The following is a 14,958-nucleotide window of genomic DNA, read 5'->3' as shown; positions in this document are numbered from 1 at the left end:
TCTCAGGTACCCATCAGGGCCAGCAGCTCCTGCCGCGACACGTCGCGTGCCGCGCCGAACCCGGCGATGTGGCGTCCCGCCAGCGGGTCGATGGCGACGAAGCGGAAGTCGCCCAGTGTGGTCATGAACTCCGCCTCGGGAAAGCGCGCCAGGTAGGCGTCGCGTGCCGACGCCCAGGCCGGGCTGCCGGGTTCCAGCAGCCGCGCCTCGCCCTCGATGCCGACGCGCTCCAGCGCGTGCACCGGCTGGCCCGCCTCCTCGGGCGCGGCGATGAGCAGGGCCACCGCGGCGTGGGCCTGCATCTGCCGGGTGTGCGCCGCCCGGGCGCTCACGTGCAGCACGAAGCAGCCCTGCGCCGCGTCCATGGCGAAGGGCACGAAGGACGCTTGCGGCGCCGCCGTGCGCGCCGCATCCTGCAGCAGCGTGGCCAGCGCCGCCGTGCGGCGGCCGTGCACCAGGTGGCGCAGCGCCGCGGCCAGGCGGGGTTCGTGGGGCATGGCGATGGCTCCGTCAGGGCGCCGGCGCGGCCGCAGGGTCGAGGGAGGGCACCAGCCGCTCCAGCTCCGCGCAGACGTCGGCCATGCGGCCGGAGATCACGATGCGCGGGCTGCCGTCCTCCAACGTGCGGAGCATCACGCGCACGGGCCGCGCCGGGGGCGGCGCCTGGATGGCGGCGGGCGCGGGCGCTTCGCCCGGGCAGGGCTGCGGAACGAGGATGCGCGCCACGGCCGGCGCGGGCCGCGCCGATGGGGTGGGGCTGGCGGCTGCGGGGCGCGGAAAGATCCAGCGCGCGACGGCGCCCAGCGGGTGGGCGAGGGTGGCGAGTGCGGGGAGAGCGAATCCCATGTGAAGACTCCATCATGCGCATGGCATGCAAGGTGGAACACAGGCAGGATTGCCAACGGGAAACCACGCTCGCGCAGGGTTGGCATGCGGCAGCCCCGTGGGGCCTTCCACCTGCCAGACGCCCGCCACCTGCGCCAGCGCACGAAAGGGGTGGCGCTGCTACATCAGCATGGTGTTGCGGATCAGGCCCACGGCCAGGCCCTCGATCTCGAAGGGCTCACCCGGATCGACCTGGATCACGGGGTAGTCGGGGTTCTCGGGCAGCAGCTCGATGTGTGTGCCGGTGCGGCGCAGGCGCTTGACGGTGACCTCGTCGCCCAGGCGCGCGACGATGATCTGCCCGTTGCGCGCCTCGCGCGTGGCCTGCACGGCGAGCAGGTCGCCGTCCATGATGCCCGCGTCGCGCATGGACATGCCGCGCACCTTGAGCAGGTAGTCGGGCTTGTGTTGGAACAGGCTGCCTTCCAGGGTGTAGGACTGGTCCACGTGCTCCTGCGCGAGAATCGGCGAGCCGGCGGCCACGCGCCCGATGAGCGGCAGCGTGAGCTGCGACAGGCCGGGAATGGGCAGGCTGAACTGGGCGCCGCGCGCCGCGTTGATGTGGCGCACGGTCTCGCCGCGCAGCCGGATGCCGCGCGAGGTGCCGCTGACCAGCTCGATCACGCCCTTGCGCGCGAGGGCCTGCAGGTGTTCCTCGGCCGCATTGGCGGACTTGAAGCCCAGCTCGGCCGCGATCTCGGCGCGCGTGGGCGGCGCGCCGGTGCGCGCGATGGCGGTCTGGATCAGGTCCAGGATCTGCTGTTGGCGGGCGGTGAGCTTGGGACTGTCGAGCATGGCGGGCTCCAGAGGTGGATAACTGTTTTTCGATCCAGTAACTGTATTTTTGAACAGTTTTTGAAAGGGTGCAAGTGGGTCAGGCAAGAAAAATCGTGGTGCTGGGCACCGGGGGCACGATCGCGGGCACGTCCGAGGTGGCCGGCGCCAACGTGGGCTACACGGCGGCGCAGATCGGCGTGGCCCAGCTTCTGGCCGCCGTGCCGGGGCTGGAGCGCGCGGCGGGCGGCGCGGAGCTGGCGGCGGAACAGGTCGCGCAGATCGACAGCAAGGACATGACGCACGCCGTCTGGGCGCGCCTGGCGGCGCGCTGCGCCGCGCTGCTGGCGGATGCGTCGGTGGCGGGCATCGTCGTCACCCACGGGACGGACACGCTGGAGGAGACGGCCTGGCTGCTGCACAGCGTACTGCCCGCGGACAAGCCCGTGGTGCTGACCTGCGCCATGCGGCCCGCCACGGCACTCGCGCCCGACGGGCCGCAGAACCTGCTGGATGCGGTGGCGCTGGCGGCCGAGCCGTCCGCGCGCGGCGTGCTGGTGGCGGCGGCGGGCGTGGTGCACGGCGCGCGCGAGGTGAGCAAGGTGCACCCGCTGCGGCTGGACGCGTTCGACTCCGGCGACACGGGGCCGCTGGGCTGGGTGGAAGCGGGGCGCGTGCGCTGGGCGCATGGCCGCGCGCCCGCGGCGCAGGCGCCTGCCCACGGCGCGCTGGCGCAGGCCCTGGAGGCACGGCCCTGGCCGCGCGTGGAGATCGTCCTGAGCCATGCGGGCGCCGACGGCGCGCTGGTGGACTGGCTGGTGCAGGGCGGCGCGGCGGGCATCGTGGTGGCCGCCACGGGCAACGGCACGCTGCACGCGGCGCTGGAGCAGGCGCTGGCGCGCGCCGCTGCGGCGGGCGTGCGGGTGCGCGTGGCCTCGCGCTGCCCGCAGGGGCGCATGCTGGCGCTGCAGGACGCGCGCTGGCAGGACGCGGACGGCCTGAGTCCCGTCAAGGCGCGCGTGTCCCTGCTGCTGGAACTGCTGGCTGCGACAATGCCCGGATGATCTCTTTCAGGACACTGCCTAGCCATGCTGCTTGACGCCTCCGAATCCCAACTCGTGCTCGTGGACTACCAGGAGCGCCTGATGCCCGCCATCTTCGAAGGCGCGGCCGTGCTGGACAACGCCCGCCGCCTGGCCCAGGTCGCCCGGCTGGTGGACGTGCCCGTCTGGGGCACGGAGCAAAACCCCTCGCGCCTGGGCCCGAACGACGCCGCGCTGCGCGCCCTGTGCCAGAAGACCCTGGCCAAGATGCATTTCAGCGCCACCGAGGAAGGGCTGGGCGAGTGGCTGCGCCCGCCGGCCAAGCCGCAAGGCGGCAATGCGCGCAGCCTGCCCAAGCACCTGCAGAAACCCGCGCAGCAGGCGCCCGAGCGCGCCAGTATCGTCATCGCGGGCTGCGAGGCGCACGTGTGTCTGCTGCAGACGGCGCTGCAGCTCATCGAGGACGAGTTCGACGTCTGGGTGGTCACCGACGCCTGCAGCTCCCGCACCGAACGCAACCGCGATGCCGCCTTCGACCGCCTGGCCGGCGCGGGCGCCGAGCTGGTCACCACCGAGATGGTGGCGTTCGAGTGGCTGCGCAGCTGCGAGCACCCGGCGTTCAAGGACATGCTGGGGCTGGTCAAGTAGGAGGGGGCGCCATGGCGCGGCGCTCCCGGTTGTTTTCCCTGTCCGCGCTCACGCGGGCGTACCAGCGCAACCTCAAGGCGCTGGCGCGTGCCGCGCGGCCGGCCCGCCCGGCACGGCGCAAGGCCGCCGTGGCGCCGCTGGCCGTGCCCGCCAAGCGCCCGGCGCGCGCCCCCGGCGACTGGCTGCCCGGCGTGGCGCCGGGGCCTGCCGGCGCGCGGCGCTACCACCTGCACATCCCGCCCGGCCTGGCGCTGCGGCCCGGCGAAAAGCTGCCGCTGCTGGTCATGCTGCACGGCTGCGGCCAGACGGGGCGCGACCTGGCGGCCGCCTCGCGCATGCACCGGCTGGCCGCGCGCGGGCGCTTCCTGGTGCTCTACCCGGAGCAGGAGCGGGTGGCCAACGCCCACGGCTGCTGGAACTGGTTCGAGCGCCGCAGCGGCAAGGCCGCGGCCGAGGCCGCCACGCTGCTGGCGGCCATCGACAAGGTGGCCCACCGGCACCCCGTCGATCCGGCGCGCGTGGCCGTGGCGGGCCTGTCGGCCGGGGCCGGCATGGCCGCGCTCATGGCCGCGCTGTACCCGCAGCGCTTCTGCGCCGTGGCCGTGCATTCGGGCGCCGCGCCGGGCACGGCCGAGTCGGCGGCCACCGCACTTGCCGCCATGCAGGGGCGGCGCGCGGCGCGCCTGCCCGCGCCGCTCATGCCGGGATGCCCCGCGCCGGCTTCCCCTGCGCTGCCGCCGCTGCTCGTGCTGCATGGCGATGCGGACGGCGTGGTGTCGGTGCGCAACGCCGCCGCCACGGCGCAGCTCTGGGCCGAGGCGCTGGGCGCCCGCCCGGGGCCCGAGCGCGTGCAGCAGCGCGGCCAGCGCTACGCCATGCGGGTGACAGAATTCAAGGTCCGCGGCCGCGCCGTGGTGGTACTGCGCGAGGTGCTGGGCCTGGGGCACGCCTGGAGCGGCGGGGCCGCGCACCGGCCCTACAGCGACCCGGCCGGGCCGGATGCCTCGGCGCTGATCTGGGCCTTCGCCGCGCGCCAGTTCGGCCGCAGCGAGGTATGAGTGAAATAGGGCTCCAGCGCTTGCCAGACAAGCGCGGGCAGCTATTGAAAATGTAGTCGCGCGGCGCGCAGGCAGGCCAGGGCCGGGGCCTGCCCGGTTTCACATATGTGAAAAAGCGGCCGGGTGCTGGACGCTGGCCGGGCGGGTGCAAAGAATACGCGCCCATCGACTGCCCGCCGCATCCCGCCCATGTCTCCTGCCCAGCGCCTGCACGAACTCATCGTGCGTCCCCCGCTTCTCGTCATGCCCGCCGCGTACGACGCGCTCTCCGCCCGGCTGGCGCAGGAGGCGGGCTTCGAGGCCCTGCAGGTGTCGGGCCTGTCGCTGTCGGCGGCGGACGGGCTGCCCGATTTCAGCATCCTGTCGATGCGCGAGATGGCCGACCGCACGCGCCGCATCGCCGCCGCCGTGGACATTCCCGTGATGGGCGATGGCGACACGGGCTATGGCGGCGTGGTGAACGTGTGGCACACCGTGCGCGAATTCGAGGCGGCGGGCGCCGCCGGCATGAACCTGGAAGACCAGAGCTTTCCCAAGCGCTGCGGCCGCGTCGAGGGCAAGGAGCTCATCCCCTTGCGCGAGATGTGCGCCAAGCTCGACGCGGCAGCCTCGGCGCGGCGCGACCCATATTTCGTGCTCAACGCGCGCACCGACGCGCTGGGCATCGAGGGCATCGATGCGGCCGTCGAGCGCGCCAACGCCTACCTGCGCGCGGGCGCCACCATGGTTTTCATCCAGGGCGTCTCGCGCGTGGACGAGGCCGAGCAGCTGGCGGCCGCGATCGACGGGCCGGTGGGCATGAACCTCATCGAGCAGCACCCGGACTGCGCCGGGCTGACCTTCGAGCGCCTGCAGGCGGCGGGCGTGGCGCGCGTGAGCCTGTCGGCCTCGCTGATGCTGTCGGCCATCCACGGCATGCGCGAGGGGCTGCGGCGCATCCGCGAGTGGGGCGGCACGCGCGTGGACGCGCAGGTGTTCGCCCCGTTCGACGACCTGCACACGCTCTGCGGCACGCCGCAGGCCCTGGCCATCGAGCGGCGCGCGCGCGCCTTCATGGATGCGGGCGGCTGAATTTCCCTGCCGGCCGCGCCGCGGCCACACCCATAGACCCGAAGGAGATTGGATCCATGCGCAACTCCCCGCGCCGCATCTTGCTACTGGCAGCCCTGGCATGGGCGCTGCCCGCCGCCGCCAGCGGCTTCCCGAGCAAGCCGCTCAAGATCATCGTGCCCTTCGCCGCGGGCGGCCCCACGGATTCCGTGGCGCGCGACGTGGCGGTGCGGCTCGGCGAGCACATGGGCCAGAGCGTGGTGGTGGACAACATCGGCGGCGGCGCCGGCCTGCCGGCCATGCAGGCGCTGAGCCGCTCGGCGCCCGACGGGCACACCATGATCCTGGCCGGCGCGAGCCACGTGACGATCCAGACCCTGCTGACCAAGGCCGGCGCCGATGCCGCCGCCAGGCTCGCGCCGGTGTCGCTCGTGTCCACCAGCCCGCACGTGCTGTTCGTCAGCAGCCAGCTGCCGGTGAAGACCTTCCAGGAGTTCCTCGACTACGCCCGGGCGCGGCCGGGCCGGCTCAACTATGCGTCCGCGGGCGCGGGCGGCGTGTCGCACCTGGGCATGGAGGTGATCCTCGCGCAGGCGGGCATCCAGGCCACGCACGTGGCCTACCGCGGCATCTCGCAGGCCACGGTGGACCTGGCGGCCGGGCAGGTGCAGTTCATGCTGAGCAGCATGGCCTCGCTCAAGGGCCTGATGGAGAAAGGGCGCGGTGCGTCCGATCGCACTGACCTCGGCCACGCAGGCGGCGGACAGCAGGCACCTGCCGCTGGTGTCGTCGCTGCTGCCGGGCGCGCAGTACACGACGTGGTATGCCATGTACGTGCCCGCGGGCACGCCCGCGCCCGTGGTGGCGCGCCTGCACCAGGCCCTGGCGGCCGTGCTGGCCGAGCCCGGGCTGAAGGCCAAGTTCCGCGAGATGGGCACGGACCTGCAGTCCAGCACGTCCGAGGAGCTGACCGAGCGCACCCGGGCGGAGATGGAGCTGTGGCGCAAGGCCATCGCCCAGGGCGGCATCAGCGTTGAATAAGATCGTCAGCACGTTCTAAGCCAGAATCGGCCCATGCCGGGCTTGATCGACAAGGGGCTGCTCACGCGCAGGGCGCCCACGCAGAGCGACAGGGGGATCACCAAATCCGCCATGCGCGTGTGCGAGGTCTTCGAGCTGTTCGCCCAGCGCCAGGCGCCGCTGCCGCTCAAGGAGGTGACGCGCAGCCTGGGCTACCCCGCGTCGAGCGCGTCGGCGCTGCTCAAGAGCCTGGTGGAGATGGGCTACCTCGAATACGACCTGCGCCAGCGCACCTATTTCCCCACGATCCGCATGTCCAGCATGGTGAGCTGGGTGGAGCGGGCGCGCTTCGGCACGGGCGGCATCCTGCTGGCGATGCAGCGCGTGCACGCGGCCACGCAGGAAACCGTGAACCTGGGCACCCAGAGCGACCTGTATGCGCAGTACATCTGCCAGATCGCCTCGCAGCTGCACGTGCCGCACGAGCGCATCCGCCAGACGGTGCGCTCGCTCGACCGCTCGGGCACCGGCTGGCTCATCCTGAGCGCCTACGGCGACGAGGAGGTGGAGCACCTGCTGCGGCGCGTGCAGCACGCGCGGCGCGGGCGCAACCCGCCGGACGTGGCGGCCGTGCTCGCGCAGGTGCGCACGATCCGGCGCGACGGCTACGTCTTCTCGCGGCACACGGTGGTGCAGGGCGCGGGCATGATCGGCATGCTGGTGCCGCAAGAGCCCGGCGCGCGGCCGCTGACCATCAGCGTGCATGCACCCGTGGAGCGGCTGGAGCGCAAGAAGCGCGTCATCCTGGACGAACTGTCGGCGGTCATGAGCGCGGCCTGCGCGCTGGGGCTGCCGCAACTGGGCATGGGGTGAGGGTAGGGATTCAGCCGCTCAGCGCGCTGACCAGCACGTGCGGCTGCAGCGGCTTGTCCAGGTGCTGGTCGAAGCCCGCGAGCAGGGCGCGCTCGCGGTCCTGCGGGCGGGCGAAGGCGGTGAGGGCTACGGCGCGCATCGGCGGGCGGCCCTGCTGGCGCTCCAGCGCGCGGATGGCGGCGATGAGCTCGTAGCCGTCGCGCCCGGGCAGGCCGATGTCGCTCACGAGCAATTGCGGCCACGCCGTGTCCAGCTGCGCCATCGCCGAATCGTAGTCGCCGGCCAGGCGCACATGGGCGCCCTCGTCGGCCAGCACCACGTTCAGCATCTCGCGCGTGTCGGCGTTGTCCTCCACCACCAGGATGTCCTTGCCCTGCAGCAGGCGCTGGCCATTGCCCGCATCGCCGCCGCCGGCGGGCGCGGGGGCTGCGCTTTCCTGGTGGGCCACGTTCATGCGCACCGTCATCGTCGCGCCCTGGTTGGCGCCGGCGCTGGCGGCGGCGACGGTGCCGCCGTGCAGCTCCACCAGGTGCTTGACGATGGACATGCCCAGCCCCAGGCCGCCGTGCGCGCGGTTGCCGGGCGTGTCGCTCTGGGTGAAGCGCTCGAACATGTAGGGCAGGAATTCGGGCGCGATGCCGATGCCCTGGTCCTGCACCTCCAGCAGCAGCTCGTCGCCCCTGCGCGCCAGGCGCACCGTGACGGCGCCGCCGTGCTGCGAGAACTTGATGGCGTTGGTGACGAGGTTCCACACGATCTGCTGGAAGCGCGTCACGTCCAGCCAGGCCGCCTCGTCCACGCCGGCGGATTCGATGACCAGGGCGATGTTCTTGAGCTGCGCCTGGTCGCGCAGCGCGTCCAGCGAGGTCTGGGTCAGCTCCAGCGGCCGCGCCCATTCGCGGTGCAGCCGCAGCTTGCCGGAGGCGATGCGGGAGACGTCGAGGATGTCCGAGATGATCCGGCCCTGCGCCTTGGCGCCGCGCTCGATGGCGTCCAGCCCGCGCGCCAGGCCGTCGGGCGTGGGCGCGGGCCTGGCGCGGCGCAGCATGTGCACCCAGCCGGTGATCAGGGTCAGCGGCGTGCGCAGCTCGTGCGAGAGCACGGCCACGAAGTCGTCCTTGGTGCGGCTTTGCCGCTCGGCCAGCACGCGCGCGGCCTGTTCGCGCTCCAGCAGCTCCTGGCGGCGGCGCTCGAAGTCGATGCGCTCGGTGAGGTCGCGCGCGATGCCGATGCGCACGCCGGGCTCCTCGTGGTCGGAGAGGTTCCACGACAGCAGCATCTCGCCGCCGTCGGCGCGCAGCATGGGAAATTCGCCCTGCCAGGGCATGGTTTCCTGGCCCGGGCCGTGCTCGAACAGCCGCTGCGCGAAGGCCCGCCACGCGGGCGGCGCCAGCGCGGTGACGGACGCGCCCACCAGCTCGTCGCGCCCGCGCTGGAACAGCGCCTGCGCGGCCGGGTTCACGTCGGCGAAGCGGCCCGCCGTGTCGATGAGCATCATGGCCACGGGCGCCTGGTCGTAGATGGCGCGAAAGCGCGTCTCGGAACGGCGCAGCTCGTCCTCGGCCGTGCGCGCGCGGATCAGCGCCTGCAGCGTGGCCAGCAGCAGGGCGGGCTCGGCCGGGTGGACCATGTAGGCGTCGGCCCCGGCGTTGAGGCCGGCCACGCGGTGCTCGTTCTGCACGTAGGCGGCCGACAGGTGCACGACGGGCGTGAGCGCGGTGCGCGCGTTGGCGCGCAGGCTGCGGCAGACCTCGAAGCCGTCCATGTCGGGCAGGTGCACGTCCAGCACCACCGCCGCGATGCCCGTGCCGGCCTGCGCGAGCGCCTGCGCGCCGGTTTCCGCCTCCACCACCGGGAAGCCGGCGGCGCGCAGCACGCGCGACGTGGCGTAGCGGGTGGCGGGGTTGTCATCGACCACCAGCACGGTGTGCAGGCTGCGGTCGATGGTGGGCGCGATCCATTGGGAATCAGGCATGGTTCATCCTCGCTCTCGCCGTGCGGGGCGTCCGTGGTGAGGCGCGCGGGCACGATGACCGAGAACACGGAGCCCCGGCCCAGCTCGCTTTGCGCCTCCACCGACCCGCCCAGCAGGGTGGCGAGCTGGCGCGACAGCGCCAGGCCCAGGCCGGTGCCGCGCAGGCGCTTCTGGATGGGCGAGTCCACCTGCGAGAAGTCGTTGAACAGCCGGGGCAGGTATTCGGGCGCAATGCCCACGCCCGTGTCGGTGACGGAGAAGCGGATCATCCCCTGTCCCTCGGTGCGGGCCGAGACGCGCACCTCGCCGTGGGGCGTGAACTTGACGGCGTTGGAGATGTAGTTGCGCAGGATCTGCGAGAGCTTGCGGTCGTCGGTGTACAGGCGCGGGATGCCCTCGGGCTCCTCGAACACGAGGTTGAGCGCGTGGTTGGCGAGGATGGGCTTGAACATGCCGCGCAGCGCGGCGAACAGGTCCATCATCTCGAACCATTCGGGCGAGATTTCCAGCCGGCCGGCCTCGATCTTGGCCAGGTCCAGCAGGTCGTTGACCATTTCGGAAAATTCCTCGCAGGTGCCGGCGATGAAGCGCACCTGGCGTTCCTGCTCGGGGGTGAGCGGGCCGTCCACGCGGTCCAGCAGCAGCCGCGTGATGCTCAGCGTGGCGCCGATGGGCGTGCGGAACTCGTGGCTCATGTACGACAGGAACCGGCTCTTGAGCTGGGTGGCGCGGCGCAGCTCCTCGGCCTGGGCGTCCAGCTCCGCATAGAGGGCCACCACGCCGCGGTTGGTTTCCTCGACCTCGGCGCGCAGCGCCTCCACTTCGAGCCGCAGGGCCTCGGCCTCGGCCCGGCTCGCGCGCAGTTGCGCCTGGGTGTCTTCAGTCAAAGGCTTCTCCCGGTTGCAGGACGAGCACGGTGGCATCGTCGCGTCCGCGTCCGTGCCGCCAGGCGATGGAGGCGGCCAGCAGGGCCGGGTCGCGCGGCAGCAGGGCGGCGAAGTCCTCGCTCCGCCAGCGCGTGGCCACGCCATCGGTGCAGACCACGGCTACGGCATGCGCAGGCAGCGGCTGTACGGAAGACTCGGCCTTGAGGCGCATCTGCAGGCCCGCCGTGCCGTGCGGCGTGGTCAGGGTGTTGTCGGCGGTGCCCGAGACCAGCCGCCCCAGGACGTTGCCCGCGCCCGTCCAGCACATGCTGCCGGGCGCGGTCAGATGGGCGGCGAACACGGCGGCCCCGCGCGTGGTGCGCAGCGCCGCGTGCAGCTGCGGCAGCAGGGCGTCGGGGCGGGCGAAGGGCTGCTCCAGGAATACGTCCACCGCCGCGCAGGCCGCCACGGCCGCCAGCGGCCCGTGGCCCAGCCCGTCGGCCACGAGCAGCGACAGGCGCCCCTCGTCCAGCGCGGCGGCCCAGCCGTCGCCGCACACCGTCTCGCCGGGCGCGCACAGGCTCACGGCGCCCAGCCGGGCGGCGGGCCGCCGGGTCGTGCGGGCAGGGGGCAGGCGCACCCGCGCCACGCAGACCGTGCCCTCGGGCGAGGAGGCCAGGTCGAAGTCGTCGGCCAGTCGGCGCAGCGCGCCCAGGCCGGTGCCGGGCGAGCCGGTGCCGGTGGAGTGGCCGTCCTGCATCGCGCGCGGCAGGTCGGCGATACCCGGCCCCCTGTCCAGGGCGAGTACCTCCACTTCCTGCAGCCCGTCCTTGACGGCGATCCACAGCGCGCCGTCCACGGCGTGGCGCATCAGGTTGGTGCCCAGTTCGGTCACGACCAGGGACAGGCGGCCCGCGTCGGCCTCGGGCCAGCCCCAGGGCTCGATCGCCTTGGCGGCGAAGCGCCGGGCCTCGCCGACGCGGCTCGCGTCGGTGACGGGAAAGGCGTGGTGGCACCAGCCACGGATCACTTCCACTGGGTGATGCTCACGCGGGTGCCCTTGCCGGGGGCGGAATCGACCACGAAGTCGTGGACCAGCCGCTTGCTGCCCGGCAGGCCCAGGCCCATGCCCGCGCCGGAGGTCCAGCCGTCGGTCATGGCCAGCTTGAGGTCGGCGATGCCCGGCCCCTCGTCCTCGAAGTGCAGCGCCAGGCCCGCGCGGCCGTCGCGCGCGAGCAGCTCCCAGCGCATGCGCCCGCCGCCGCCGTGGATCAGGGTGTTGCGCGACAGCTCGCTGGCGGCGGTGATCATCTTGGTCTGCTCCACCAGCGACAGCTTGATCTGCTGGCACAGCTGGCGCACGGTCTGGCGGGTGAGCACCACGTGCTGCTCGGTCGTGAGCGGCATCGTGCCGGTCGGATCAATGGCGGCCAAGGCGGCTCTCCTCCTGCGCGCGGCGCAGCAGGGCCATGCCGCGCTCCACGTCGAGCGCGGTGCGCACGCCGTCGAGCGACAGGCCCAGCTCCACCAGCGTGATCGCTACCGCCGGCTGCATGCCCACCACCACCGTGGCGGCCGACAGGATGCGCGCGATGCCCGAGATGCTGGTGAGCATGCGGCCCACGAAGGAGTCCACGATCTCCAGGGCCGAGATGTCGATCATCACGCCCGTGGCGCCGGTCTTGGCGATGCGGTCGGCCAGGTCCTCCTGCAGCCTGAGCGCGGTCTGGTCCTGCATGTCGAACTGGATGGTGACGAGCAGCGTGTCGCCCATGCGGAGGATGGGGATGCGGTCCATGGTGGCGCCCCGCTCAGTGCTGGCGGCTGAACTGCCAGCCGGTCTTCTGCAGCGCCAGCGCCAGCGCGTCGGCCAGCGTGGCCTTGGTGGCGATGCCCTGCAGGTCGATGCCCAGGTGCACGATGGTCTGCGCGATCTGCGGGCGGATGCCGCTGATGATGCAGTCCGCGCCCATGAGCCGCAGGGCCGTCACCGTCTTGAGCAGGTGCTGCGCCACTAGCGTGTCCACCGTGGGCACGCCGGTGATGTCGATGATGGCCAGCTCCGAGCCCGTCTCCACGATCTTCTGCAGCAGCGTCTCCATCACGATCTGCGTGCGGTGGCTGTCCAGCGTGCCGATGATGGGCAGGGCCAGGATGCCGTCCCAGAGCTTGACCACCGGGGTGGACAGCTCCAGCAACTCCTCCTGCTGGCGCACGATGATGCTCTCGCGCGCGGCCTGGAAGGTGGAGACGGTGTACTGCGCCATGCTGTCCACCAGCCGCGTCAGCTCCCAGAACAGCGCCGGGAGCTGGACGCTGTCCAGCCTGGCGATGTGCGCCTGCAGCGCGGTGAGCAGCGGCTTCTTGAGCGCCAGCACGAAGACGCTGGTGTCCCCCGCGCTCTGGCCCTGGGCCGCGCGCGAGCGCGACAGGTCCGACAGCACGCCGTGCAGCTCGGACCACTGCGCGTCGTTGAATGCATTCGCGTCGGCGCCGGCGCGCAGCGCCTTGGCCAGGGCGGCCACGATCTGCGCCGCGTCCGCCGAGGCCGTCCGGATGGCCGTGGGGTTGCCGGCCTTGGCTTCGGTCAGCCATTCCTGGATCACGGCGGCGGCGTCGTTCTCCAGTGTGCTTACAACAAGATCGGCGATTTGGGTCATGGTGGTGGATCCGGTAGGGGGAGGGCGAAAAATCATTGTAGGAGAGAAGATCCACGCTGCCGGGCGCGCGTCAGGTTGCCGCAAGCCCTTCATGAATAATTATGGATAGCGGACCTGCCACCATGCCGCAGGCCGAGCCAGAACGCCCAGGAGACACCCCGCCATGAGCACGCAGTACGCCGATTTCCACCGCCGCTCCATCGAGGACCGCGACGGTTTCTGGGCCGAGCAGGCCCGCCTGATCGACTGGCAGGCCCCGCCCGCGCAGATCTGCGACTGGAGCAACCCGCCGTTCGCCAGGTGGTTCGTGGGCGGCACCACCAACCTGTGCCACAACGCGGTGGACCGCCACCTGGCCGCGCGCGCCGGGCAGAACGCGCTGGTGGCCATCTCCACCGAGACGAACACCGAGCGCGCCTACACCTATGGCGAACTGCACGCCGAGGTGCAGCGCATGGCGGCGGTGTTGCAGGCGCTGGGCGTGAAGCAGGGCGACCGCGTGCTGATCTACATGCCCATGATCGCCGAGGCGGCCTTCGCCATGCTGGCGTGCGTGCGCATCGGCGCGATCCACTCGGTGGTGTTCGGCGGGTTCGCCTCGTCGTCGCTCGCCTCGCGCATCGAGGATGCCGAACCCACGGTGATCGTGAGCGCCGACGCGGGCTCGCGCGGCGGCAAGGTGGTGCCCTACAAGCCGCTGCTGGACGAGGCGATCGAGCTGTCGGCCCACAAGCCCGCCGCCGTGCTGCTGGTGGACCGGGGCCTGGCCCCCGCCGCCATGCGCGCTGGGCGCGACCACGACTGGGCGGCCCTGCGGGCGCGGCACATGGATGCGCAGGTGCCCTGCGCCTGGGTGGAGTCCACCCATCCGAGCTACACGCTCTACACCAGCGGCACCACCGGCAAGCCCAAGGGCGTGCAGCGCGACACGGGCGGCTACACCGTGGCGCTGGCCTCGAGCATGCGCCACATCTTCCAGGCCGACGCGGGCGACACGTATTTCTGCACCAGCGACATCGGCTGGGTGGTGGGCCACAGCTACATCATCTACGCCCCGCTGATCGCGGGCATGACCACCATCCTCTACGAGGGCCTGCCGATCCGGCCCGACGCGGGCATCTGGTGGAGCATCGTCGAGAAGTACCAGGTCACGCACATGTTCTCGGCGCCCACGGCGGTGCGCGTGCTCAAGAAGCAGGACCCCGGGTACCTGAAGAAGCACGACCTCTCCAGCCTCAAGGCCTTGTGGCTGGCCGGCGAGCCGCTGGACGAGCCCACGGCCACGTGGATCAGCGGAGCCCTGGGCGTGCCCATCATCGACAACTACTGGCAGACCGAGACGGGCTGGCCCATCCTCACGCTGTGCAACGGGGTGGAGCAGCAGCCCTCGCGCTTCGGCAGCCCCGGCAAGGCCGTCTACGGCTACAACGTCAAGCTCATCGACGAGTCCACGGGCGAGGAGCTCACCGAGCCCAACCAGAAGGGCGTGGTCGCCATTGAGGGGCCGCTGCCGCCCGGCTGCCTGCAGACCGTGTGGCGCAACGACGAGCGTTTCGTGGACACCTACTGGAAGAGCATTCCCGGCCGGCTGGTCTACAGCACCTTCGACTGGGGCATCCGCGACGAGGGCGGCTACTACTTCATCCTGGGCCGCACCGACGACGTGATCAACGTCGCGGGCCACCGCCTGGGCACGCGCGAGATCGAGGAGTGCATCTCCGGCCACCCGAACATCGCCGAGGTGGCGGTGGTGGGGGTGGCCGACCAGCTCAAGGGCCAGGTGGCCATGGCCTTCGCCGTGCCGCGCGATGCATCGGGCCTGGTGGACGATGCGGCGCGCCTGCAGTTCGAGGGCGAGGTGATGAAGCAGGTGGACGGCCAGCTCGGCGCCGTGGCCCGGCCGGCGCGCGTGCTGTTCGTCACCGCGCTGCCCAAGACGCGCAGCGGCAAGCTGCTGCGCCGCGCGCTGCAGGCCGTGGCCGAGCGGCGCGACCCGGGCGACCTGACCACCATGGAAGACCCGGCGGCGCTGCAGCAGATCAAGGAACTGGTCGGCTGATCTGCTGCCGTTTCAATAGCATCTCGCGCTTGCTGCACAAGCGCTGG

General features: G+C 72.1%; 15 protein-coding genes and 1 pseudogene. 7 read left to right on the top strand and 9 right to left on the bottom strand.

The genetic code is table 11. The annotated features are described in order from the left end of the window. Nucleotides 1–2: 2 nt before the first annotated feature. The 3 genes from AAG689_RS10980 to lexA all read right to left on the bottom strand — a co-directional run bounded on the left by AAG689_RS10980 (nucleotide 3) and on the right by lexA (nucleotide 1,680). Nucleotides 3–497: a pyridoxamine 5'-phosphate oxidase family protein gene (locus AAG689_RS10980; RefSeq protein WP_406625960.1), complete on the bottom strand. Its 495-nt coding sequence runs from the start codon at nucleotides 495–497 to the stop codon at nucleotides 3–5. 13 nt (nucleotides 498–510) lie between these two features. Next, nucleotides 511–846 (bottom strand): hypothetical protein, encoded by a 336-nt coding sequence (locus tag AAG689_RS10975; RefSeq protein WP_406625959.1) that lies wholly within the window; start codon nucleotides 844–846, stop codon nucleotides 511–513. A 159-nt stretch (nucleotides 847–1,005) separates the two neighbouring features. After that, nucleotides 1,006–1,680: a transcriptional repressor LexA gene (gene lexA, locus AAG689_RS10970; RefSeq protein WP_024000973.1), complete on the bottom strand. Its 675-nt coding sequence runs from the start codon at nucleotides 1,678–1,680 to the stop codon at nucleotides 1,006–1,008. A 68-nt stretch (nucleotides 1,681–1,748) separates the two neighbouring features. Between lexA and AAG689_RS10965 the strand changes: the two genes are divergently transcribed. The 6 genes from AAG689_RS10965 to AAG689_RS10940 all read left to right on the top strand — a co-directional run bounded on the left by AAG689_RS10965 (nucleotide 1,749) and on the right by AAG689_RS10940 (nucleotide 7,351). Then, nucleotides 1,749–2,723 carry an asparaginase gene (locus tag AAG689_RS10965; RefSeq protein WP_406625958.1) on the top strand — a complete coding sequence of 325 codons (975 nt, stop codon included), beginning with the start codon at nucleotides 1,749–1,751 and terminating at the stop codon, nucleotides 2,721–2,723. A 24-nt stretch (nucleotides 2,724–2,747) separates the two neighbouring features. Continuing rightward, nucleotides 2,748–3,350: an isochorismatase family protein gene (locus AAG689_RS10960; protein WP_406625957.1), complete on the top strand. Its 603-nt coding sequence runs from the start codon at nucleotides 2,748–2,750 to the stop codon at nucleotides 3,348–3,350. Nucleotides 3,351–3,361: 11 nt separating this feature from the next. Further along, nucleotides 3,362–4,408 (top strand): alpha/beta hydrolase family esterase, encoded by a 1,047-nt coding sequence (locus AAG689_RS10955; RefSeq protein WP_406625956.1) that lies wholly within the window; start codon nucleotides 3,362–3,364, stop codon nucleotides 4,406–4,408. A gap of 189 nt (nucleotides 4,409–4,597) precedes the next feature. After that, nucleotides 4,598–5,479, top strand: a complete 882-nt coding sequence (locus tag AAG689_RS10950) for an oxaloacetate decarboxylase (protein ID WP_406625955.1) — start codon at nucleotides 4,598–4,600, stop codon at nucleotides 5,477–5,479. Between the two features lie 56 nt (nucleotides 5,480–5,535). Beyond that, complete coding sequence (locus tag AAG689_RS10945; protein ID WP_406625954.1) at nucleotides 5,536–6,495, top strand: tripartite tricarboxylate transporter substrate binding protein; 960 nt, start codon at nucleotides 5,536–5,538, stop codon at nucleotides 6,493–6,495. Nucleotides 6,496–6,532: 37 nt separating this feature from the next. Then, nucleotides 6,533–7,351 (top strand): IclR family transcriptional regulator, encoded by an 819-nt coding sequence (locus AAG689_RS10940; RefSeq protein WP_406625953.1) that lies wholly within the window; start codon nucleotides 6,533–6,535, stop codon nucleotides 7,349–7,351. 10 nt (nucleotides 7,352–7,361) lie between these two features. Here the strand turns inward: AAG689_RS10940 and AAG689_RS10935 are convergent, their stop codons facing one another. The 6 genes and pseudogenes from AAG689_RS10935 to AAG689_RS10910 form a co-directional block, all read right to left on the bottom strand. After that, nucleotides 7,362–9,326, bottom strand: a complete 1,965-nt coding sequence (locus AAG689_RS10935; RefSeq protein ID WP_406625952.1) for a response regulator — start codon at nucleotides 9,324–9,326, stop codon at nucleotides 7,362–7,364. Nucleotides 9,327–9,349: 23 nt separating this feature from the next. Continuing rightward, nucleotides 9,350–10,249, bottom strand: a pseudogene (locus AAG689_RS10930) (sensor histidine kinase); the annotation flags it as partial. Next, complete coding sequence (locus AAG689_RS10925; RefSeq protein ID WP_406625951.1) at nucleotides 10,206–11,228, bottom strand: ATP-binding protein; 1,023 nt, start codon at nucleotides 11,226–11,228, stop codon at nucleotides 10,206–10,208. The pseudogene AAG689_RS10930 and the gene AAG689_RS10925, both read right to left, overlap by 44 nt. Then, on the bottom strand, nucleotides 11,219–11,599 hold the full coding sequence (locus AAG689_RS10920) for an anti-sigma regulatory factor (protein ID WP_034690036.1): 381 nt from the start codon (nucleotides 11,597–11,599) through the stop codon (nucleotides 11,219–11,221). Before AAG689_RS10920 ends, AAG689_RS10925 begins: the two co-directional genes overlap by 10 nt. A 13-nt stretch (nucleotides 11,600–11,612) precedes the next feature. Next, complete coding sequence (locus tag AAG689_RS10915; RefSeq protein ID WP_406625950.1) at nucleotides 11,613–11,990, bottom strand: STAS domain-containing protein; 378 nt, start codon at nucleotides 11,988–11,990, stop codon at nucleotides 11,613–11,615. Nucleotides 11,991–12,003: 13 nt separating this feature from the next. Continuing rightward, complete coding sequence (locus AAG689_RS10910; RefSeq protein WP_406625949.1) at nucleotides 12,004–12,852, bottom strand: STAS domain-containing protein; 849 nt, start codon at nucleotides 12,850–12,852, stop codon at nucleotides 12,004–12,006. Between the two features lie 163 nt (nucleotides 12,853–13,015). On the opposite strand from AAG689_RS10910, the gene AAG689_RS10905 reads away from it, so the two are divergent. Continuing rightward, nucleotides 13,016–14,911 (top strand): propionate--CoA ligase, encoded by a 1,896-nt coding sequence (locus AAG689_RS10905; RefSeq protein ID WP_406625948.1) that lies wholly within the window; start codon nucleotides 13,016–13,018, stop codon nucleotides 14,909–14,911. Nucleotides 14,912–14,958 lie beyond the last annotated feature (47 nt).

The sequence above is a fragment of the Acidovorax sp. SDU_ACID1 genome (genome assembly GCF_045291395.1).
Lineage (GTDB): Bacteria > Pseudomonadota > Gammaproteobacteria > Burkholderiales > Burkholderiaceae_C > MR-S7.
Note: the sequence above shows the minus strand (reverse complement) of the source record. Positions and strands in the feature narration are given on the sequence as shown.